Source organism: Paraburkholderia aromaticivorans (genome assembly GCF_012689525.1).
Classification (GTDB): domain Bacteria; phylum Pseudomonadota; class Gammaproteobacteria; order Burkholderiales; family Burkholderiaceae; genus Paraburkholderia; species Paraburkholderia aromaticivorans_A.
Genome location: NZ_CP051515.1, coordinates 364,457 through 385,283, shown reverse-complemented (window position 1 = coordinate 385,283; position 20,827 = coordinate 364,457). Strand labels below are relative to the sequence as shown.

19 protein-coding genes are annotated in these 20,827 nt (G+C 63.0%); 12 read left to right on the top strand and 7 right to left on the bottom strand.

Translation table 11 applies throughout. The features are described 5' to 3' along the window. Positions 1-157 precede the first annotated feature (157 nt). From HF916_RS13555 to HF916_RS13545, 3 genes are all read left to right on the top strand, one after another. Positions 158-706, top strand: coding sequence for a hypothetical protein (locus tag HF916_RS13555; RefSeq protein ID WP_240975535.1), 549 nt, complete (start codon positions 158-160; stop codon positions 704-706). A gap of 105 nt (positions 707-811) precedes the next feature. Beyond that, positions 812-1,675, top strand: a complete 864-nt coding sequence (locus HF916_RS13550; RefSeq protein WP_168789457.1) for an intradiol ring-cleavage dioxygenase — start codon at positions 812-814, stop codon at positions 1,673-1,675. Positions 1,676-1,884: 209 nt separating this feature from the next. Then, positions 1,885-2,991, top strand: coding sequence for an SDR family oxidoreductase (locus HF916_RS13545; protein ID WP_168789456.1), 1,107 nt, complete (start codon positions 1,885-1,887; stop codon positions 2,989-2,991). On the opposite strand, the gene HF916_RS13540 is transcribed toward HF916_RS13545, so the two are convergent. Continuing rightward, positions 2,965-3,747: an IclR family transcriptional regulator gene (locus HF916_RS13540; RefSeq protein ID WP_168789455.1), complete on the bottom strand. Its 783-nt coding sequence runs from the start codon at positions 3,745-3,747 to the stop codon at positions 2,965-2,967. The genes HF916_RS13545 and HF916_RS13540 overlap by 27 nt on opposite strands. Positions 3,748-3,984: 237 nt before the next feature. Here HF916_RS13540 and HF916_RS13535 point away from each other — a divergent pair, with 237 nt between their 5' ends. The 3 genes from HF916_RS13535 to HF916_RS13525 all read left to right on the top strand — a co-directional run bounded on the left by HF916_RS13535 (position 3,985) and on the right by HF916_RS13525 (position 7,681). Further along, a complete protein-coding gene (locus HF916_RS13535) occupies positions 3,985-5,361 on the top strand; it encodes an MFS transporter (RefSeq protein ID WP_168789454.1) in 1,377 nt (458 codons plus the stop codon). Between the two features lie 61 nt (positions 5,362-5,422). Next, the gene (locus HF916_RS13530) at positions 5,423-5,878 is read left to right on the top strand and encodes a type II 3-dehydroquinate dehydratase (RefSeq protein WP_168789453.1); all 456 of its coding nucleotides are present in this window, start codon (positions 5,423-5,425) and stop codon (positions 5,876-5,878) included. A 294-nt stretch (positions 5,879-6,172) separates the two neighbouring features. Then, on the top strand, positions 6,173-7,681 hold the full coding sequence (locus HF916_RS13525; protein ID WP_168791986.1) for an MFS transporter: 1,509 nt from the start codon (positions 6,173-6,175) through the stop codon (positions 7,679-7,681). 146 nt (positions 7,682-7,827) lie between these two features. Here the strand turns inward: HF916_RS13525 and kdgD are convergent, their stop codons facing one another. From kdgD to HF916_RS13510, 3 genes are all read right to left on the bottom strand, one after another. Beyond that, positions 7,828-8,703: a 5-dehydro-4-deoxyglucarate dehydratase gene (gene kdgD, locus HF916_RS13520; protein ID WP_240975637.1), complete on the bottom strand. Its 876-nt coding sequence runs from the start codon at positions 8,701-8,703 to the stop codon at positions 7,828-7,830. Positions 8,704-8,819: 116 nt separating this feature from the next. Next, positions 8,820-10,169, bottom strand: coding sequence for a glucarate dehydratase (gudD, locus tag HF916_RS13515; RefSeq protein WP_168789452.1), 1,350 nt, complete (start codon positions 10,167-10,169; stop codon positions 8,820-8,822). 132 nt (positions 10,170-10,301) lie between these two features. Continuing rightward, positions 10,302-11,633: an MFS transporter gene (locus tag HF916_RS13510; RefSeq protein ID WP_168789451.1), complete on the bottom strand. Its 1,332-nt coding sequence runs from the start codon at positions 11,631-11,633 to the stop codon at positions 10,302-10,304. A gap of 422 nt (positions 11,634-12,055) precedes the next feature. On the opposite strand from HF916_RS13510, the gene HF916_RS13505 reads away from it, so the two are divergent. The 5 genes from HF916_RS13505 to HF916_RS13485 all read left to right on the top strand — a co-directional run bounded on the left by HF916_RS13505 (position 12,056) and on the right by HF916_RS13485 (position 16,663). Further along, a complete protein-coding gene (locus HF916_RS13505; RefSeq protein WP_168789450.1) occupies positions 12,056-12,766 on the top strand; it encodes a FadR/GntR family transcriptional regulator in 711 nt (236 codons plus the stop codon). Positions 12,767-13,021: 255 nt separating this feature from the next. Beyond that, entirely contained in the window at positions 13,022-13,768 is a 747-nt protein-coding gene (locus tag HF916_RS13500; RefSeq protein WP_168789449.1) for an SDR family oxidoreductase, read from the top strand. An 80-nt stretch (positions 13,769-13,848) separates the two neighbouring features. Continuing rightward, a complete protein-coding gene (locus HF916_RS13495) occupies positions 13,849-14,970 on the top strand; it encodes a Gfo/Idh/MocA family protein (protein ID WP_168789448.1) in 1,122 nt (373 codons plus the stop codon). A 78-nt stretch (positions 14,971-15,048) separates the two neighbouring features. Then, the gene (locus HF916_RS13490; protein ID WP_168789447.1) at positions 15,049-15,633 is read left to right on the top strand and encodes a TetR/AcrR family transcriptional regulator; all 585 of its coding nucleotides are present in this window, start codon (positions 15,049-15,051) and stop codon (positions 15,631-15,633) included. Positions 15,634-15,646: 13 nt separating this feature from the next. Then, a complete protein-coding gene (locus HF916_RS13485; RefSeq protein WP_431311421.1) occupies positions 15,647-16,663 on the top strand; it encodes a LysR family transcriptional regulator in 1,017 nt (338 codons plus the stop codon). 122 nt (positions 16,664-16,785) lie between these two features. Here the strand turns inward: HF916_RS13485 and HF916_RS13480 are convergent, their stop codons facing one another. Together HF916_RS13480 and HF916_RS13475 are read right to left on the bottom strand one after the other, a co-directional pair. Beyond that, positions 16,786-17,895, bottom strand: coding sequence for an alkene reductase (locus HF916_RS13480; RefSeq protein WP_168789446.1), 1,110 nt, complete (start codon positions 17,893-17,895; stop codon positions 16,786-16,788). Between the two features lie 232 nt (positions 17,896-18,127). Beyond that, on the bottom strand, positions 18,128-19,396 hold the full coding sequence (locus tag HF916_RS13475) for an MFS transporter (protein ID WP_168789445.1): 1,269 nt from the start codon (positions 19,394-19,396) through the stop codon (positions 18,128-18,130). Between the two features lie 179 nt (positions 19,397-19,575). Between HF916_RS13475 and HF916_RS13470 the strand changes: the two genes are divergently transcribed. Then, entirely contained in the window at positions 19,576-20,493 is a 918-nt protein-coding gene (locus tag HF916_RS13470; RefSeq protein ID WP_168789444.1) for a LysR family transcriptional regulator, read from the top strand. A 19-nt stretch (positions 20,494-20,512) separates the two neighbouring features. Here the strand turns inward: HF916_RS13470 and HF916_RS13465 are convergent, their stop codons facing one another. Next, positions 20,513-20,827, bottom strand: a complete 315-nt coding sequence (locus HF916_RS13465; RefSeq protein WP_168789443.1) for an AtuA-related protein — start codon at positions 20,825-20,827, stop codon at positions 20,513-20,515.

Sequence of the window (20,827 nt, the reverse complement as noted above, 5' to 3'; positions counted from 1 at the left end):
AATACAAACCACACTCCCTTCAATCCGTAATGAAAAAGCACTTCGCACTCTTTGCCATTGCCGGCACGCTATTGACTTCAGGCTGCGCGACTGTTTCCACCATGTCGCCGACACATCGTCGAATTCGGTCGACACCACGAAAAACTCGTACGCGTTAATGACGGTGACACTCAAGAACGCTTATCACACCAGTTACCAGCCGAGCCCTATCGTGGTGAATATGGAGCGCGGCGCGGCAGACTCGCGGGAAGACCGTTTGAATTTCAAATTCGACGATCAGGCCACCACGACGAGCGACACGGGCAATCACTATTTCATTCGCCTTCCATTGGCGCCAGGCAAATATGTGATGCGCGGCATTACCGGTCAAAGCGGCATATTCCCGTTCCACGGCATGTTCTTTACGCCGCTTCACGAAGTCGTCGACATCAAGCCGAATTCGATCGTGTATCTCGGCCATATCGACGCCACGATCGTCGAACGTAAAGACGGTGAATTGCGCGCGGGACCGGTCATTCCGCTGGTCGATCAGGCGGTCGCCGGTTTCAGCGGCGGCACATGGGACATCAGCGTGACCGACCACTTCGACGACGACGTGACGGCATTCAAAAAGGACTTCCCGGCATTGACCAACGCGTCGATCGATCGTGAAGTGCTGCCGGCCTGGGATAAACAGAAAGCCACCGAATGGTGGAATAACCACTGAACGTCAGCTGCTAATCTGAACGGCGCGCGGCGTAATCCGCTTGCCTGCGCCCGCTTCCAAACAAGCCGATAATCGCATGACCGACAGGAAGGAGACACCACGGTCATGCGCAATCTCGACGAAAACACGATCACGGAAGCGGTTCTGGCGCGCCACGCGCACGCAGGCGACGAGCGGCTGAAAACCATCGTCACGAGCCTCGTGCGACATCTGCATGCGTTCGCGCGCGAAGTGAACCTGACCGAGAGCGAATGGGAACAGGGCATTCGTTTCCTGACCGACGTCGGCCATATCACCGACGACAAGCGCCAGGAATTCATCCTGCTCTCGGACACGCTCGGCTTGTCGATGCTCGTCACGGCGATGGCGAACCGCAAGCCGCCGGGCTGCACGGAAGCGACGGTATTCGGGCCGTTTTTCGTCGAAGGCGCGCCCGCCTATCGAAACGGCGACGACGTGTCCAACGGCGCGCGCGGCGAACCCTGCTTCGTGTCGGGAAGCGTCAAGGGACCGGACGGCGAAGCTGTGGCCAACGCGCGCATCGAAATCTGGCAAGCCGACGCGGACGGCTTCTACGATGTGCAACACGCCGGCGACGACACGCATCGAGCCAGAGGCGTGCTCCATAGTCTCGTCGACGGGCGCTATCACTTCCGTTCCATCGTCGCCGAGCCTTATCCGATTCCCCACGACGGACCGGTCGGGCGCATGCTCGCAGCGCTCGGCCGGCATCCGTGGCGTCCGGCTCATCTGCATTTCATGATCACGGCGCCCGGCTACGAGCGCCTCGTGACCCACGTGTTCCGCGAAGGCGACCAATACCTCGATTCGGACGCCGTGTTCGGCGTTCGCTCTTCGCTCGTCGCACAGTGGAAACGCCATGAGGCAGGCACGGCGCCGGACGGTACGTCCATGACTACGCCGTTCAGCACGCTCGAATTCGACTTTGTGCTGAACCGATCCGCGTGACGCGAGTCACTTTCCTATCGCAGCAACCGTCTTGCATGGGACCAGAGTAAGGCGCTAAAGCGCCAACTCTGGTCGACCGCTGTGCATGGGACCAGAGTAAGGCGCTAAAGCGCCAACTCTGGTCGACACGAACACATTGAGCCCGCGGATCAAAGCCGGTCGCAGAACCGATCCGCGTCGACAGGCATTCCTCTACTGACTTTACTTCCATGGAAAAACGAGCACTCATCATCGGCGCGAGCGGCATTGTCGGCGGCAATCTCGCGGACCAGCTGCTTTCGAATGGCTGGCACGTCGCCGGACTTTCGCGCGGGCGCACGCCGGTGTCGCCGGCAATCGAATCGATTACGGCCGACCTGCAATCGGCCGACTCCGTCAGCGAGGCACTCGCCGACAAGGCATTCAGCCACGTGTTCCTCACCGCATGGTCGCGCCAGGCCACGGAGAAAGACAACATTCGTGTGAACGGCGCGATGGTGCGTCACGTGATGGACGCCGTCGGTCCGTCCGGCACGCTCGAGCATGCCGCGCTCGTGACAGGACTCAAGCATTACCTCGGTCCGTTCGAAGCGTATGCGACCGGCGCCGTGCCGATCACACCGTTTCGCGAGGAACAGGGCCGCCAGCCGGTCGACAACTTTTACTACGAGCAGGAAGACCGTTTATTCGATGCCGCGCAACGCCACGGTTTCAGTTGGAGCGTGCATCGTCCGCATACGATCATCGGCTTTGCGCTCGGCAACGCGATGAACATGGGCGTGACGCTCGCCGTCTACGCAACGCTCTGCAAGCAGACCGGCCAGCCGTTTGTCTTCCCTGGCTCGGCGGCGCAATGGAACGGCCTCACCGACATGACCGACGCGCGACTGCTGGCGCGTCACCTGGAGTGGGCCGCTACGTCCGCGAACGCGCGCAACGAAGACTTCAACGTGGTCAACGGCGACGTGTTCCGCTGGAAATGGATGTGGTCGCAAATCGCCGGCTACTTCGGTATCGAAGCCGTGCCGTTCGATGGCGAAGCACGTCCGCTGGAAGGCCGCATGCAGGACGCCGGACAGGCATGGTCCGATATCGCCGCTCGCTTCGATCTGAAAGAGGCCGACATCGGCAAGCTCGCCTCGTGGTGGCACACCGACGCGGACCTTGGCCGCCCAATGGAAGTGCTCACGGATATGACCAAGAGCCGGCAGGCAGGCTTCCTCGATTATCAGAGCACGCCCGACGCTTTCTTCGCGCTGTTCGAGCGGTTGAAGGCGGAGCGCATCATTCCCAGCGATACCCGCACGCGGCTAGCGGCCTCGATTGAAAAGAGGTGACGCGTGGCTCGCGGCGGCGAGTTCCAAAGCGGCCGCAAGCAGTGTCGAGCCGAGGCTGGCCATGCGTTTTTCGTCGAGCCGCACGAGCGGCCCGGCGATACTGATCACCCCCATGGCGGGATAGCCGCGCCGCTGCACGGGCGCGGCCATTGCCGTCATGCCAGGGGCAAAGACTTCGTTGATCGTCGCGTAGCCTCGCTCACGCGCGGCGTGTACGAACTTCAGTAGTCCGCTGATCGTGGTCGGCGCGTTGGGACCGTATTGTTTCGGCTGCCCGAAGCCCTGCCGCGAGACGAGTTCGAGCGCGCGTTCATCGGTCATGGTCATCATCCACGCATGGCCCGTGGCGCTGCACGAGAGGATCGTGTCCATGCCCATATCCGGGTCGTAGCGCAAACCCTTCAGCGCGCCCTGCGCCTTGGCGACCCACGTCAGCCGGTCGCCGTCCACGATCGCCAGCCGCACTAGTTCGCCGGATGTCTCGGCGAGACTGTCGAGCATCGTCTGCGCGATGTCGACAATGCCGGACGTCGCGAGAAAACCGAGCCCCAGGCCAACGAGCTTGGTGGTGAGCACATAATCGCCATGCTCCCGCAACTGCCGCACATACCCGCATTGCTTCAGATCGACAAGCAACCGATGGCACGCGCTGCGCGGAATATCGAGCTCGTCCGCGATCATCGCGAGCGGCGTTCCCTCCATTTGCGTGGCGAGAAATTCGAGTACCGCGAGGGTGCGCTCCGTGACGCCGGGCATATCGGTCTCCGTCTTCTTTCAAGTGTTCGCGCGGGCAGTTTTGCACATTATGAGATCAAATTCCACCCTGGAACGGCATCCCACCCAAGGGTGCTAACCTTGGTTTCAAGGCGGCGTGACGCGCACAGCGAGTCGAAAGCGCCCCGAGTTCATCGATCAGACAAGAGAGCGGGAAACGGTCGGCGACGCTCATCGCTTGCGACCTGCATCCCGTGCGGCGACGGTTAAGGAGACAACATGATTCAGGACACACAACAAGGCACGCATGCCGCGATGCGCACGCGAGCGGTGACGGCGGCGGCCGTCGGCACCGCGCTCGAGTGGTTCGACTTCACGCTTTACGGCGCATTGGCCGCCACGGTTTTGCCCAAACTGTTTTTCCCCTCGATGGATTCGACGTCCGCCCTGCTCGCCTCGCTCGCGACCTTCGGCGTGGGGCTCGCGGCGCGGCCGCTCGGCGCGATCATCTGCGGCCATTTGGGCGACAAGCTCGGGCGACGCAATCTCATGCTCGGCACCGTCACGGTGATGGGCCTCGCCTCGATGCTGATGGGCCTGCTGCCGACCTACGCGAGCATCGGCGTATGGGCGCCGGTCCTGCTGGTGCTGCTGCGCATTCTGCAAGGCTTCGCGCTGGGCGGCGAGTCGACCGGCGCGCAGTTGATGGCGATCGAACACGCCAGCGCCGACCGGCGCGGCAAGTACTCCGGGCTGCTGGGCCTGTGTTCACCGCTCAGTCAGATCATGGCCAACGGCGTGCTGCTTCTGCTGTCGTCCACGATGTCGGCGCAGGCATTCGATTCGTACGGCTGGCGCATCCCGTTCGTGCTGAGCTTCATTCTGGTGGTGGTCGGCGTGTATATCCGCTTGCGAGTCAGCGAGACGCCCGCCTTCGTGGCGCTGCGTAAAACGGAAGTCGTGCATGTGGGCAGTCCGCTGCGCGATGCATTGCGCCTGCACTGGAGAACCGTGCTGCGCTGGATGCTGTTCTTTTGCGGGCCCGCGGCGATCTTCTACCTGATCGTGGTGTTCTCGCTCAGCTACATCACGAAGACACTCGCTATCCCGAAGCAAACCGGCTTTCTGCTGCTGATGGGCGCCAATGTCTGCGCGATCGTCGGTGCGCTCGCCGGCGGCATGCTGAGCGACAAGATCGGCCGCAAGAAGGCGCTCGCGATCGGTTCGACCGCAACCTTGCTGATGCTCTTCGTGTACTTCCAGATTCTCGACGCCAAAAGCTTTGTACCGATGCTCGCGGCGATGGGCTTCTTCCTCGGCTTCACGCAGTTTCAAAGCGGCATTCAGCCGGTCGCGTTCGCCGAAGCGTTTCCGACCAACGTGCGTTACTCCGGCTCCGCGCTCGCTTATACCGGTGCGAACCTGGTGGCGGGCGGCCCGATGCCGGTGCTGGCCGTGTGGCTTTTCTCCGTGTGCAACGGCTCGCCGTGGGGTGTGGTCGCCGTGTGCGTGGTCTTCAACGTGATTTCGCTCGTGATGATCCTGACGGCGCGCGAAACCCTCGGCATCGACATGAACCGCACCGACTCGACGGCGGCCGTCACGGGCGAAGCGGACTTTGCGCCGGCGCGCGTGAGCAACAGCCATCGCACGTAATACGCGCGGCGCCGCGGCGTCACGCTGAATCATCGAAATTTTGCAAACAGGCGACCGAACAATGACTGAACTCGTATATGTACTGAATGGCTCGAACCTCAACATGCTCGGCAAGCGCGAGCCGCATCTGTATGGGACGACCACGCTGGCGCAGATCCAGCAGCAGGTAGAGGCGCTCGCGGTCCGGCTGGAACTCGAATGCGAGTTCCGCCAGACCAACAGCGAGGCCACCATGGTCGACTGGCTGCAGGAAGCGTTCGAACGCGACGCCGCGGTGATCATCAATCCGGCGGGTTTTTCGTTCGCGTCGGTGCCGGTCTTCGACGCGGTCAAGCTGATCGAGCGTCCGTTGATCGAACTGCACATCACCAACATCCACAAACGCGACGAAACCTATCGCCATTCGCTGATCTCGCGCGCGGCCACCGGTGTGATTTGCGGACTCGGCGCCAACGGCTATCTCGTCGCGCTGCAAGCGATGGCGATGGCGCTCGGCAAAAGCCCCAGTTTCGGCTGAAGCTGCCGGCGCACGCCGGCCGACCGGCGCGCAACTCTAACGCCTGGTGCCGCCTCGCCCACCGATCATGCCGTGCCGGCTGCGCACGGCATTTTTTTGCCCTGTAATTCCAGAGAATAGTTTTATGTAAGGGAAAACCCGTATAATCCTTTCCGAGAGGTCAGACAACTAGAGGACACCCGTCGTCAAGACCCTGACCCGCGCCGGCCGCGCAGCGTCCACTCGAAAGCCTTTCCCCTCAGATCCGTGAATCCGACAGCCACTGCCCTGCCTTTCCGAAACGCCCTGTTCGCCATGCTCGGCATCGGCCTCGTCAACATGCTGGTCGCACTCGATCAGACGGTCGTCAGCACCGCGCTGCCTTCCATCGTCGCCGAGCTGCACGGCTTTGAGTACTACGCGTGGATCGCCAGCGCGTATCTGCTGGCTTCGGTGGTCACCGTGCCGGTGTTCGGGCGGCTCGGCGACTACTTCGGCCGCAAGCGCTTCGTGATCGCCGCGGTCATCACGTTCACGTTGGCGTCGGTGCTCTGCGGCGTCGCGAACGACATGCTGTTTCTCGTCATCGCGCGCGGCCTGCAAGGCGTCGGCGGCGGCATGATGGTCGGCACGGCATTCGCCTCGATTCCCGATCTGTTTCCCGATCCGCGCGCGCGAGTGCGCTGGCAAGTGGTGATGGCCGCCGCGTACGGCATCGGCACCGCGGCGGGACCGTCGCTCGGCGGCTGGATGAGCGAACACTGGGGCTGGCGCTCGACCTTCCTGATCAATTTGCCGGTCGGCGCGGCGGCGCTGTATTTCATCTGGGCGCATCTGCCGAGCTTCCGGCGTCCGCACGAAGGCGAAGTCAAAATCGACTGGCTCGGCGCGGCGCTGGTTGCCGCCGTGCTCGGCGGTCTGCAGGCTTTTATCGAAGCCGTGCCGAAAGACGGCCTGACCGCCGGCAATCTCACGCTGGCCGCTTGCGTGATCGTGGGCGCGATCGCGCTACTGATCTGCGAGAAGCGCGCCACGCATCCGATTATTCCGCTCGACCTGTTCAAGGACCCGCAACTCGTCACGCTATTCACGCTCGGCATGCTGTCCGGCTTCGTGATGTTCTCGCTGATCTTCTTCGCGCCACTGCTGCTGCAAGGCGGCTTCGGCTTGTCGCCGCAACAGGCCGGCCTGCTCGCCACGCCGATTGCCGCCTGTATCGCGCTCGGCAGTCTGCTCAATACGCGCATCGTGATTCACATGAAGAAGCCCACGCAGATCCTGTCGATCGGCTTCGCGCTGCTGTTGTTCGCTGCCATCGCGCTGGCGTTCGCGAATCCGGACACGCCGCACGTCTGGATCGAATTGCCGATGGCCGCCGTCGGCATCGGCCTCGGTTTCATCCTCAACAATCTGAATGTGTTTGGCCAGGAGATTGCCGGGCGCGAGCGCTTCGGCATCACGACAGCGCTGCTGCAATCCACGCGCATGGTGGGCGGGATGCTGGGCACGAGCATTGTCGCGACCGTCGTGCAGCATCATTACCGCGACGTGGTCACGCGCACGATGAGCGTGCTCGGCGAGCCGGCCGCGTCGCAATGGCGGCCGCGCTTCGTCGACCTGCGGATTCTTATCGACGAAGCGTCGCGTCTGAAGCTGATCGCGGATATGAAGCCGTCAGGGCTCAATACGCTCGCGCTGATCGACACGGCGCGTGATGCGCTGGTGCAGTCGATTCATATCGGCGTGTGGCTGACGGCGGTCGCGGCGTTGGCGGCCGCGCTGCTGGTGCAGCGGATTTCGCACGTGGTGTTTCGCAAGAGTTGAAGGTGGTGATCGGGTCTCAGCGCATGCCGCGTGGAGACTCTGCCGGCCGCCGTCATTGCGTTGGAATCACAGCGGTCGGTTCCAACCGTTAAGACGAACGCCGCACAAACATCGCGGCGTTGTATTGGCAGAAATCCCGCGCCCCCTTACTGCGCGCCGAGCTTCCTGATCAGCGCATCGAGTTGCGCCATCTCTTCCTCAGTCAAATCGGTCAGCGGTGCGCGTACCGGACCGGCGTCGTGGCCCACCAGCCTCGCGCCCGCCTTCACGATGCTCACCGCGTAACCCGCGCGACGATTCCGGATCGCCAGATACGGCAGGAAGAATTCGTCGAGCAGCCTGGCTTGCGTACTGTGATCGTCAGCAGCGACCGCGCGGTAAAAGTCCATCGCCGTCTTCGGAATGAAGTTGAACACCGCCGACGAATACACCGGCACGCCCAGCGCTTTATAAGCCGCCGCGTAGACTTCGGCGGTCGGCAGTCCGCCAAGGTACGAGAAACGGTCGCCGAGGCGACGGCGAATCGTCACCATCGCTTCGATCTCGCCCACGCCATCCTTGAAGCCGATCAGGTTCGGGCAGCGGTCCGCGAGACGTTCGAGCATGTCCGCGTTCAGCTTCGAATTCGCCCGGTTGTAGACGATCACGCCGACGTTCGGCACGGCCTTGCACACCTGTTCGACGTGCGCCGCGATACCTTCCTGCGACGCCTCCGTCAGATAATGCGGCATCAGCAGCACGCCGCTGGCGCCGAGACGTTCGGCTTCCTGCGCATACTCGATCGCCACGCGTGTCGGGCCGCCCGCGCCCGCGAGAATCGGCACCTTGCCTCGGCAGGTCTCGGTCGCCGTGCGGATTACGTTCGTGTAGTCGCTTTTCGTCAGCGAAAAGAATTCGCCCGTGCCGCCCACGGCGAACAGCGCGGTCGCGCCGTAGGGCGCGAGCCATTCGAGACGCTTCGCATAGGTGTCGGCGCGAAACTCGCCGTGCGCGTCGAAGTCGGTCACGGGAAAGGACAGCAGCCCTTAGGAAACGATGGCTTTGAGTTCTTGAGGTGAAGTCATGGCGTAATAGCGTGATTGGCTTGAATAGCATCAAGTGTGGTGAGCGCGCGCGGTTACCCGGATCATCGATCGGTTCAGCGCACCAGACACGGGCGCTTGTTGTCGAACTTCCAGTTCGGAATCAGGTATTGCATGGCCACGCCGTCGTCGCGCGCGCCCAGGCCGTGTTGCTGATAAAGCGCGTGCGCCTTCTCGATCTCATCCATGTCGAGTTCGATACCGAGCCCCGCGGCCTGCGGCACCTTGACCTTGCCGCCGACGATCTGCAGCGGCTCGAGCGTCAGACGCTGGCCGTCCTGCCAGATCCAGTGCGTGTCGATTGCCGTGATCTTGCCGGGCGCGGCGGCCGCCACGTGCGTGAACATCGCGAGCGAAATGTCGAAGTGATTGTTCGAGTGCGAGCCCCACGTGAGACCCCAGTCATTGCACATCTGCGCGACGCGCACCGAGCCTTGCATGGTCCAGAAGTGCGGGTCGGCAAGCGGAATATCCACGGACTGCAACTGGATCGCGTGACCCATCTGGCGCCAGTCGGTGGCGATCATGTTGGTCGCCGTCGGCAAGCCGGTGGCGCGACGGAATTCGGCCATCACCTCGCGTCCCGAATAACCGTTTTCGGCGCCGCATGGATCTTCCGCATAGGCGAGCACGTCGTGCTGGTCGCGGCACAGGCGCACCGCTTCCACGAGCGACCAGGCGCCGTTCGGGTCCAGCGTGACGCGGGCCCTCGGGAAACGTTCGGCGAGTGCGGTGACGGCTTCGATCTCGGCGTCGCCGGACAGCACGCCACCTTTGAGCTTGAAGTCGTTGAAGCCGTAGCGCGCTTGTGCGGCTTCGGCCAGACGCACGACGGCCTCGGGCGTCATGGCTTCTTCGGTGCGCACACGATCCCAGTCGTCGCGGCCATCGGCACCGCTCGCGTATTCCAGGTCGGTCTTCTTGCGGTCGCCGATATAGAACAGATAGCCGAGCATTTCCACTTCGTCGCGTTGCTGGCCTTCGCCGAGCAATGCGGCGACGGGCACGCCGAGATGCTGACCGAGCAGATCGAGCAGCGCGGCTTCGAGCGCGGTCACGGCGTGAATGGTGGTGCGCAGATCGAAGGTCTGCAAACCGCGGCCGCCCGCGTCGCGGTCGGCGAATTGCGTACGCGCCTTGTTCAGGACCGCTTGCAGATTGCCGATCGACTGACCGACGACGAGCGGACGCGCGTCGTCGATAGTCTTGCGGATGCTCTCGCCGCCCGGCACTTCACCGACGCCGGTGTGTCCCGCGCTGTCGCGCAGAATGACGATATTGCGCGTGAAGAACGGGCCGTGCGCGCCGCTCAGATTGAGCAACATGCTGTCGCGGCCGGCGACAGGCACGACACGCAGTTCAGTGACGACCGGAGTAGCGTTCGATTCGGAAGGTTTCGTGGACATGATGTTGGACCCGATAAGTTAGGGAGCCAGGTGGCGTAAATCAAGGCGCTGTGCGATCGCGCTCGACACGGGCACCGGACGGAAACTGGAAATGACGTGACGCATGCTGGGCGGCTCTGTCAGTTAGTGTAGTCAGTGGACTTTATGCTGGAGCGATTCCGGCAGCGCGTCGTGGTTCACGCGTCGGTTACGGGTCAGGAAGCCGGCCGCCGCCGCGATCAACGAAGCCACGGCAAGGCCGTACAGGCCGCCGGTAATCGAGCCGGTGTGCTGCTGCAGATAACCGAACGCGGCCGGCGCGAAGAATCCGCCGAGATTGCCGACCGAGTTGATCAGCGCGATCACCGCCGCGGCCACACGTGCGTCCAGATAACCCTGCGGAATCGGCCAGAACAGCGAAGCCGCCGCCTTGAAGCCGATCGCCGAAAAACAGATCGCCACAAACGACAGCACCGGATTACCCGAAGTCGAAGCGAACAGCCCGCACGCTGCAATGACGAGCGCCACGGCGAGCCACGCTTGCTGGAAGCGCCATTTCGCCGACAACAACGCGAAACAGTACATCGCGAACATGGCGATGAGCCACGGAATCGCGTTGAACATGCCAACTTGGAAGTCGGACAGACCGCCCATTTTGCGGATGATCGTGGGCAGCCAGAAGGTGGCCGCGTAGATGGTCAATTGAATCGCGAAGTAGAGAAAGCAGAACAGCAGAATCTGCGGGTCCTTCAGCAGCTTCATGGCCGGCAGATGCGCGCCGCCGTGCGCCTCGCGCTCGGCCTGTTCCGTCGCGATCGACGTTTCGAGCACATGCTGCTCTTCAGCGGTGAGCCACGAGGCATCGCGAATACGCGACTTCAGCAGCGTCCAACTCACCCCGCACAACACGATCGAAAAGCCGCCTTCGACGAGAAACATCCATTGCCAGCCGTGCAAACCGAAGCCGCGAATCGACAGCAAGCTGCCAGTGATCGGACCGGACAACACCGACGCAAGCGCGGAGCCACCGAGAAAAACCGCCACCGCTTTGCCGCGGTCCTTCTGCGGCAGCCACTGCGTGAAGTAGAAGACCACACCAGGAAAGAAGCCGGCTTCGGCGACGCCGAGCAGAAAGCGCAACACATAGAACGAAGTGTCGTTCCAGACGAACGCCATCGCCGCCGCGACCAGCCCCCACGTGCCCATGATGCGGGTCAGCCACGCGCGCGCGCCGTACTTCTGCATCAGCACATTCGACGGCACCTCGAACAGCGCGTAGCCGATAAAGAACAAACCGCTCCCGAGGCCGTATGCCGCGGCGCCGATGCCGAGGTCCGTCTGCATGTGAGAATTGACGAAGCCGATGTTCACGCGGTCGATGTAGTTCGCGATGAACATGATCAGAAACAGCGGCAGCACGTGCCGCTTGACCTTGGAGACCGCTGATTCGAGCGGGTCAGCGGCCGGGGCGAGCGCAGAGGTCAAGATGTTCTCCAGTTTCGGCCGCTCAGGCAGCCTGATCGAACGCAACGCGGCGCGTTCAGGCACGCTGATTCGCGGCCCGAAACGTGTGATACGTTGTCTGATGACAGTCTACCGTGTTTCTACACCGGCTTCCAATGCCGTGTTTACCCTGCAGTCGCGCCTACGAAGAGGCTCCAAAGCGGGGCGCCACGTTTATCAAAATGAAAGGCGAATTAAATAAGACGTCTGATGTCTTCAGAAATTACTGTGCTTTCTGGCTTACACGCCGGAACCGAACCGCATCCCCGCAATCCATCCAGAACGCGAGAATCAAATCGTTCCAGGCCGGACAGACGCTATGATGGCTATACCGAGGCGTCACACGCCACAATTCGCACGCGCAACGTGTGCATTTCCAGCCGAACAATCAACCAGCCACAGAAATGAGCAGCCTAACTGAGAAGGTGGTGGCCACCCTTTCCGATGAAATCCGCCGCGGCACCCTGAGGCCGGGTGACCGCATTCCCACCGAAGTCGCGATGATGAAGCAACTGTCGGTGAGCCGCTCCGTGGTGCGCGAGGCGATTTCGCGCCTGCAGGCAGCCAAGGTGGTCGAGACGCGTCACGGCATCGGCACCTTCGTGCTGGCGCCAGCCACTGAAAAATCCATGCAGTTGCCCGGCGCCGACCTCTCCAGCATGCTGGACGTGATGGCGATCATCGAATTCCGTATCGACGTCGAGGCCGCCTCCGCCGCACTCGCCGCGGCACGGCGCACCGACCAGAACCTCAAGCAGATCCGCGGCGCGCTGGAGCGTTTCGAGTCCGAACTCGAGCGCGGCAGCACCGACACGCTCGCGCACGACATCGAGTTTCATTTGCAGATCGCTCGAGCGAGCGGCAATCGCTATTTCTTCGACGTGCTCAGCCAGCTCGGCCGCGCGGTGAGTCCTCGCACGCGGCTCGGCTCCGCGGAGATCGCGGAACTCGACCATATCGAGCATTTGCGCAACGTGCTCAGCGAGCATCAGATGATCTATCGCGCGATCGAGCGGCAAGACCCGGACGACGCGCGCGCCGCCATGCGCATGCACCTGAGCAACAGCCGCGAACGGCTGCGCCGCGCCCACGAGTTGAGCAAAGCGAGCGACTGATTCGCCAGTAAGCTGACGGCGGGCCGCCTTCCCTCTGACAAAAAAATACAACCGTACTGGTTCAGATACCAACCGGATGGAAAGGCGCGGCCGCAGCACTGTCCGCCTCCCTAACATTGTTGGTCTAAGTGGAATAGTGCATTCATGTCGAGCCGCTTGATTGGTTTAATACGTTCGTCCATATTCCTCCCATCGCGTGTTGCTGTCCAACCCCGACGACAACGCGGACCTTGAATCCACTTTGAGAAACCCATCATGAAGCTCACAGGCAACACTATTCTCATCACCGGCGGCGGCTCGGGCATCGGTCGCGGACTCGCTGAAGCGTTCCACCAACTCGGCAATCAGGTCATCATCGCCGGCCGCCGCAAGGCGAATCTGGAAGAAACGATTGCCGCCAACCCCGGCATGCAGTCGGTCGAACTGGATATCACGGACCCGCACAGCATCGCCTCGGTCTCACAGCAACTGATCGCGCAGTACCCGTCGCTGAACGTCCTGATCAACAACGCCGGCATCATGCAGATCGACGACCTCAGCAAACCGGTCGACGACGCGCTGATCGTCTCCACGCTCACCACCAATCTGATGGGCCCGATCCGCCTGACGGGCGCGCTCGTCGAGCATCTGAAGCAACAGGGTGACGCGACCATCGTCAACGTGTCGTCGGTACTCGGCTTCGTGCCGATGGCGATCTCCGGCGTCTACTCGTCAACCAAGGCCGCGATCCATTCGTACACGCAATCGCTGCGCTACAAGCTGAAGGACACGTCGGTGCGCGTCGTCGAAATCGCGCCGCCGTGGGTGCAAACCGACTTGCTCGACAGCAAGAACGAACCGCGCGCCATGCCGCTTGCGCCGTTCATCGAGCAAACCATGCATGAACTCGGCACGGATGCTGACGAAGCCATCGTCGAAGTCGCCCGTCCGTTGCGTAACAACCCCGGCCCGAACGAAGCCGCGTTTGTCACGCAGTTCAACGACCTGTTCGCCGGCGTCTAATCCATTGTTGTTTGAGCCGGCCGAAAACAGGTGTCGCGTTTCCGGCCGGCTCCGTTGCGCGCCATCGCGCAGGTGTTCCCATGACTGAAAATTCCGCAGTATCCAGCGTCGCACCGATTCGCGTCGGTATCGTCGGCGTCGGCAACTGGGCGCAACACGGGCACGTGCGCGTGCTGAGCCTGTTGCCCCAATACGAACTGACTGCCGTGTTCAGCCAGCGCCGCGAAGCAGCGCAAGGCGTCGCCGAACGCTACGGCTTTAAATACGTGGTCGATTCCCTCGATGAACTGGTCAAGCATCCCGAAGTCGATCTGGTCATCGTGCTGACAACGGCGCCGCAGCACGCCGAAGGCGTGCGCGCCGCGATCGCGGCCGGCAAGGACGTCTATTGCGAATGGCCGCTGACGCCGAGCGTCGCCACCTCGCAGGAATTGATCGATCTCGCACGCGAGGCCAATGTGCGCCACGTGGTCGGGCTGCAACGGCGGCTCGCGCCGCATAACCGCTACGTGCGCGATCTGCTCGCGCAAGGCTATGTCGGCAAGCTGCGCTCGGTGCGCATTCACGTGAGCATGAATTACTTCCAGGCGCTGCGGTCGCAGTCGCTGCGCTGGACCGTGCCGCCGGAAAACTTCTCAAGCGTGATCGCAATCTACGCCGGCCACTTCCTCGACATGCTGTTCGAAGCGACGGGTTGGCCGCACAGCATCGCCGCGCTGAGCGTCAATCAGTTCGAGCAGGTGACGATCGCGGAGACCGGCGAAGTCATGCCGACCACCACGCCCGATCAACTCGTTCTCGCCGGTCGCCTCGCGGATGGCGCGGTGCTGTCGGTGCATATCGAAGGCGGCAAGCGCAACGGCTCGGGCGTGCAGATCGACATCACGGGTACGGAGGGCGATCTGCGCATCACCAACCGCTCGGCGTTCGGCAATGTCGGCGACGACTACGTGATCGAAGGCGCACACGGTGACAACCTGCAGCTCGCGACGCTGCCAGTGCCCGCGTCGTACGACCGGCTGCCGCCGTCCGACTTGCCGTCAGCGGTGCTGGAACTCGCCCAGCTGTACACAGCCTTTGCCGACGACGTCCACACCGGCAGCCACACCGCGCCGACGTTCGAGCACGCGGTGCGTCTGCACAAGCTGCTCGACGCCGCCGTAGAATCATCGGACAGCGGCCGCCACATCGAACTCGACTGAAGCGGCCCACCCAGCAAGCGCCCCGCACTTGTGCATGACACAATGCGGGGCGCCTGTATTGCCAGAGAACTTCCGACCATGCCGAAACCTTCACACAAAGACACGCTGATCGCCGAAGGCATGCGCGTCATCCACGAATTCGGCTTCAACGGGGCGAGCGTGCGGGACATCGTCAAGGCGGCGGGCGTACCGCATGGCTCGTTCACGAACCACTTCACGTCGAAGGAAGCCTTCGGCCTCGAAGTGATCGAACTGTATTTCGAGCGGGCGCGCGGCGAGATGCGCGAGACGCTGCTCAACGACGAACTGAAACCGTTGTTCCGGCTCGGCAAGTACATCGACGTCCATATCCGGCTCATCAGCCAGAACGATTCGCGCAATGGCTGCCTGCTGGGCAACTTCGCCGCCGACTCGAGCGACAGCGAAGCGATCCGCGCGCGGATCAATGCGATCTTCGCCGAAACCGAAAAGTCCGTTCTATATTGCCTGCAGGCCGCCGTCGCGGCGCGCGAGGTGCGAGCCGGCACGAACTGCGAGCAACTCGCCACGTTCATCGTATCGTCGATGCAAGGCGCGTTTCTGCTCGCCAAAGCGCAGCGCGATCCGGCGCCGGTCGTCAATCTGAAGGAAGTGCTGTTTTCCAGCGTTTTGCAGCGGGCCTGACAAGGAGCTCCCGATGACGCCGCCCAAGCATGCAGGCCGTGCTGCCGCAGCCACGACGCGCTCGACGGCGTTAGCGACTCCTGCCGAGAACGGCGCAACGCCCGGCGCGATGGACCGCTTCGGCTCGCTCAACGTGTTCGTGCGCGCCGCCGAAACCCGCAGCTTCACTGAAGCGGGGCGCCAGTTGGGCATTTCGTCGTCGGCGGTCGGCAAGGCGATCTCGCGGCTCGAAGGACGGCTCGGCGTACGGCTCTTTCACCGCAGCACCCGCAGCATCGCGTTGACGCCCGAGGGCGCGACCTTTCTGACTCGCTGCCAGCGCATCATTGGAGAAATCGAAGCGGCCGAGACCGAACTGGCGCTCGCGCATTCCGCGCCACGCGGACTGCTGCGCGTCAGCATGCCGATGGTGAGCACGTTGATGATGCCGGTAATCGCCGCTTTCATGAAGACGTACCCGGACATCGTGCTCGATATCGACTTCTCGGACCGCATGGTCGACGTGATCGAGGAAGGGTTCGACGTCGTGACGCGCACCGGCGATGCGATCGACTCCACGCTCGTCACGCGAACGATGGGCACGTACCGGCATGTGATCGTCGGCTCGCCGGCCTACTTCGCGCAGCGCGGCGTGCCCAGCGAACCCGAGCAACTGCGTGAGCACGCGTGCTTGCAACATCGTTTCCCGACCACCAACAAATTGCGCCGCTGGCCCTTGATCCGCGACGGCGAGATGCTGAACATCGACCTTCCGACCATGGCCATCGCGACTGCCGTCGAGCCTCTGACGATGCTTGCCGAACAGGACCTGGGCCTCGCCTGCGTGCCTGACTTCACGATACGCGCCCAGCTCGCGCGGGGCTCGCTGGTCGCCGTGTTGCAGCCGTACACGGATACGCCCACTGTGTTTCGCGCGCTGTGGCCGTCCGGGCGCCAGATCTCGCCTAAAGCGCGAGTCTTCGTCGATTATCTGAGCGAGCATCTGTTTCCTGTTTCCGCTGCGGCGGCGCGTGCCGCTGGGCGCGTTTGAGTGGACTATCGGCGCTCAGGACTTGTCAGCGTGCATCGCATCTCACGAAAAAAACCGGCGTACTCAGCAACACACACCGAACACGCCGGCTTTCACAACACCCGCATCGACCATCGACGAGCTTACGCGCTCACGGTCTCTTCCTCGTAAAGCGAATAGTCCGTGTAACCCACTTCCGTGCCGCCGAAGAACGTCGGCCGGTCGTACGTATTGAGCGGCAGCTTGCGGCGCAACCGTTCCGGCAAATCCGGATTGGCGATGAAATCGCGGCCGAACGCGACGAGATCGGCATCGCCGTCGGCGAGAATCGCTTCCGCCGAATCGCCCTTGAAGCCGCCCGCGGCGATGATCGTCCCCGCGTAGTGCTTACGGATCGTCTGCGCGGCGACCGGGTTCGGGTCGCGGCTTTCATCTTCGACATTGCCGGCGATGCGCGGCTCGATCAGATGCAGATACGCGAGATCGAGCTTGGCCAACTCAGCCGCAACGTACGTGAAGAGGCCGACCGGATCGCTGTCCGACATATCGCCCCACGAACCGCTCGGTCCGAGACGCACGGCGACCTTGTCGCTGCCCCACACGGAAATCACCGCACGCGTGGCTTCCATCAGAAAGCGCGCGCGATTCGCGAACGAACCGCCATAGATATCCGTGCGCTTGTTGCTGCCGTCCTGCAGGAACTGGTCGAACAGATAGCCGTTCGCCGCGTGCAATTCGACGCCGTCGAAGCCCGCCCTCACGCCACGTTCAGCCGCCGTGCGGAAACTCTCGACGATCGCGGTGATCTCGTCGATCTCCAGCGCGCGGTTCGGCGTGTTCGGAATCCAGCCGGCCTTCGTATAAGCGACGCCGCCATGCAGCACTTCCGACGGACCCACAGGCCGGCGTCCTTCGGGCTGCAATTCGGCATTCGACTGACGGCCTGCGTGATACAGCTGCAGGAAGATCTTGCCGCCCTTCGCGTGCACCGCGTCGGTGACTTCGCGCCAGCCGGCGATCTGGCTGTCGTCGTAAAGGCCGGGGGCGCCGAGATAACCGTTGCCATCGGCAGCGGCAATGGCCGCCTCGCCGATCAGCAATGCGCCCGCGGAAGTGCGCTGCGCGTAATACTCGGCCATCAGACGGCCGGGGCGTGCGCCGTCTTCGGCACGCATGCGCGTCAGCGGTGCGAGCACGACGCGATGCGCGAATTCATAAGGTCCTACTTTGACGGAGGTAAAGAGCTTGGTCATGATGTTTTCTTTTCAAGTTGATCCGGTGATTGATTGCCGCCGAGCGCTTCGCGGCGCTGTCTGGCGTTGATTGACAATCTATAGGCGCGGCCCGTGCAGAAAAACGGGCCGCCGCTCCGAAGACTTCGGAGCGTGCAGTCCGCAATGCACCGAAACCCTTGCGCCGGCTGGACTGCACACCCATCACCGATTGTTTGAATGGCGCGGCAACTGTGTTTCAACCGCGTGCCGGCTACTTGTCGAGCACATCCTTCAGGCTCGCGTGACGCGTGCTGAACGTCATGATCACGAGCAGGCTCAGCACGGCGAGCAAGCCGCCGAAGTGCATCGTCGAGGCGATGCTGAGGTGATCGACCACCGCGCCGCCAGCCAGCGAGCCGAGCGCGATCGAGGTCTGCACGGTGCTGACGAACATCGACGAACCCGCTTCAGGGCGCTCCGGCGAAGTCCATTGCATCCAGATGCTCAGGCTCAGCGGGATCGCGCCGTACGCGATGCCCCACACCATCACCGCCGCGATCACGCCCACACGCGAGACCTGCAGCATCGGCAAGGCAAACAGGGTGAGCGCCATGAGTGCGCCCAACATCAGCAGCGAGATCTTGAGGTGGCGCGTCACTAAAGCCGAGACAGCGAAATTCGCCGCGAAGCCGACTACGCCGAAACCGAGCAGCACGGCCGTAATCCACGACGGACCGAACGCCGCATTGCGCTCGAGGAACGGCGCGATGTACGTATAGGCCGCGAAGTGCGCGCCGAACAGCAGCCCGACCATCAACAGACTGCGGCGCACGTTCGAGCGTGCCAGCATGGCGCGGAAGTCGTCCGTACGCATTGCTGCCTTGGGCGGCAGCGACGGCAGGAACACTGCCTGCGCGGCCAGCGCGACGGCCGCGAGCACCGAAGTCGCGAGGAACGACATGCGCCACGAACTCAGGTCGGCGATCAAGGTGCCGAGCGGCACGCCGATCACCGTCGCCAGCGTGATGCCCATGAAAATCGTCGCGCCGGCGCGGGCGGCCTGGTCCTCGCGCACGAGTTGCCCCGACGCACCGAGCGCAACGGTCCAGAAGCCGCCGAGGCTCGCGCCCAGCAACGCGCGGCCCACCAGCATCACGGCGAAGCTCGGCGCGATTGCCGAGATCACGTTCGATGCGACCAGCAGCACGGCCAGCAGCAACAGGATCAAACGGCGGTTGATGCGGCCGGCGGCGAGCAGCAGCACCGGCGCCGAGATCGCGGCGATGATGCCCGGCGTCGTCACCATCAGTCCCGCTGTGCCGGGCGTGACGCCGAGTTCATGCGCGATCTGCGGCAACAAGCCGACCGGCATGTATTCCGTAGCGACGAAGGCGAATGAGCCGACCGCGACGGACAAAACCGCGGCCCACGACGGTCCGCGCGAGGCGGCCGCCCCTGTTGGCATGAGCGGCGCGTCGAGCGCGCCGTCGCTAGCGAGTGCCGGTCTCGCGGACGGTCCGGCAAGTTGATTGGCATCCATGGATGTTCTCCGATTCAGACATTGAAATTGAGGGCATTGCGTCCTGAACGGAGAGTAGGAGGATCGATGGGGAATGTGGCTCCCCTTCACCGCGACAGACGGGCGACGCGATATCATCGGAGCGCGACGGATCGCGCGCGCTCATCCACATTGCACACACCTGCTGGGAGAATCTCGACTTGGCGCTCGGCAACATCAACGACATCGCGACCTTCGTCACCGTGGTCAAGGCGGGTAGTTTCACGTCGGCGGGGCAGCAACTCGGTATCACGCGCTCGGCGGTCGGCAAGATCATTGCGCGTCTCGAAGCGCGCTTGCAGGTGCGCCTGCTGCATCGAACGCCGCATAGTCTGGGACTCACGGACGACGGCGCCGTGTTTTACGCGCGCTGCACGCAGATTCTCGAAGACCTCGAAGAAACCGAAACGGCCATGGCGGTGCGCAGCGCGACGCCGGCCGGCTCGTTGCGCATCAGCCTGCCGATTGCGCTCGGTCACCGCCAGGTGTTGCCGATCATCGCGTCGTTTCTCGAACGCTGGCCCGCAGTCAGCGCCGAGGTCAGCTTCACGGACCGCTTCGTCGATCTCGTCGACGAGGGGATCGACGTCGCCCTCCGCGTCGGCGAACCGAAACCGGACTCGCGCCTCATCGCCCGCACGGTGGCGACGCAAAAGCTGATCACGTGTGCTTCGCCGGCTTATCTCGCGAAGCGCGGCGTGCCCGCCTCGCCGCTCGATCTCGCGCATCACGAGTGCCTGCAATTCGTCAGCGCGGGACGTCCGCAACCGTGGCTCTTCGCGGGCGTCGAGCAACAGGTGGTGGAGACCGGCGGCAGATTGAAGATGGACAGCGCCGAGGCGTTGATCGGCGCGGCGGTGAATGGCGTGGGCATCATCAATCTGCCCAACTATCTGGTTGCGAACGAGATCCGTCAGGGCCACTTGCAACCGCTGCTGCAATCGTTCGCAGCGGAGGCGCTGCCGATTCGCGCGATCTATCCGACGCGCCGGCATCTGACGCCGAAGGTGCGGCTTTTCATCGATGAGTTGATCGAAGCGTGGCAGCCAATGCCGCCTTGGGAAGAAGCGGACGCCTGAAAGCGGCCGCATGCGCGCACTACGAGGCAGGCGCCTCGACATCGAAATCCATCAACGCCGAACTCAACGATTTCCCGTGCGCGTCGAGGGCGAGCGAACGCGTCACACCGCCGCCGAGCGCATTGCCGAGCACGAAATTGAACGCGGCAATAGCGGGCAGGTCATAGCGCACCACGTCGCCGCGCACGACGTCACGCAGATGCGCTTTGACCCGTTCCGGCGTCAGCACCGTGCGTAGATGTTCGTAATGCTTCGCGTCATAGCAGATCACCGAGATGTTCAGCGTATTGCCTTTGTCGCCGGTACGCGAATGAGCCAGCTCACGTAATTTCAT

Bases quoted from the DNA above. Each gene is read 5' to 3' on its own strand.
- HF916_RS13555 (WP_240975535.1), top strand. From the start codon at position 158: ATGACGGTGACACTCAAGAACGCTTATCACACCAGTTACCAGCCGAGC.
- HF916_RS13550 (WP_168789457.1), top strand. From the start codon at position 812: ATGCGCAATCTCGACGAAAACACGATCACGGAAGCGGTTCTGGCGCGC.
- HF916_RS13545 (WP_168789456.1), top strand. From the start codon at position 1,885: ATGGAAAAACGAGCACTCATCATCGGCGCGAGCGGCATTGTCGGCGGC.
- HF916_RS13540 (WP_168789455.1), bottom strand. From the start codon at position 3,747: ATGCCCGGCGTCACGGAGCGCACCCTCGCGGTACTCGAATTTCTCGCC.
- HF916_RS13535 (WP_168789454.1), top strand. From the start codon at position 3,985: ATGATTCAGGACACACAACAAGGCACGCATGCCGCGATGCGCACGCGA.
- HF916_RS13530 (WP_168789453.1), top strand. From the start codon at position 5,423: ATGACTGAACTCGTATATGTACTGAATGGCTCGAACCTCAACATGCTC.
- HF916_RS13525 (WP_168791986.1), top strand. From the start codon at position 6,173: ATGCTCGGCATCGGCCTCGTCAACATGCTGGTCGCACTCGATCAGACG.
- gudD (WP_168789452.1), bottom strand. From the start codon at position 10,169: ATGTCCACGAAACCTTCCGAATCGAACGCTACTCCGGTCGTCACTGAA.
- HF916_RS13505 (WP_168789450.1), top strand. From the start codon at position 12,056: ATGAGCAGCCTAACTGAGAAGGTGGTGGCCACCCTTTCCGATGAAATC.
- HF916_RS13500 (WP_168789449.1), top strand. From the start codon at position 13,022: ATGAAGCTCACAGGCAACACTATTCTCATCACCGGCGGCGGCTCGGGC.
- HF916_RS13495 (WP_168789448.1), top strand. From the start codon at position 13,849: ATGACTGAAAATTCCGCAGTATCCAGCGTCGCACCGATTCGCGTCGGT.
- HF916_RS13490 (WP_168789447.1), top strand. From the start codon at position 15,049: ATGCCGAAACCTTCACACAAAGACACGCTGATCGCCGAAGGCATGCGC.
- HF916_RS13485 (WP_431311421.1), top strand. From the start codon at position 15,647: ATGACGCCGCCCAAGCATGCAGGCCGTGCTGCCGCAGCCACGACGCGC.
- HF916_RS13480 (WP_168789446.1), bottom strand. From the start codon at position 17,895: ATGACCAAGCTCTTTACCTCCGTCAAAGTAGGACCTTATGAATTCGCG.
- HF916_RS13475 (WP_168789445.1), bottom strand. From the start codon at position 19,396: ATGGATGCCAATCAACTTGCCGGACCGTCCGCGAGACCGGCACTCGCT.
- HF916_RS13465 (WP_168789443.1), bottom strand. From the start codon at position 20,827: ATGAAATTACGTGAGCTGGCTCATTCGCGTACCGGCGACAAAGGCAAT.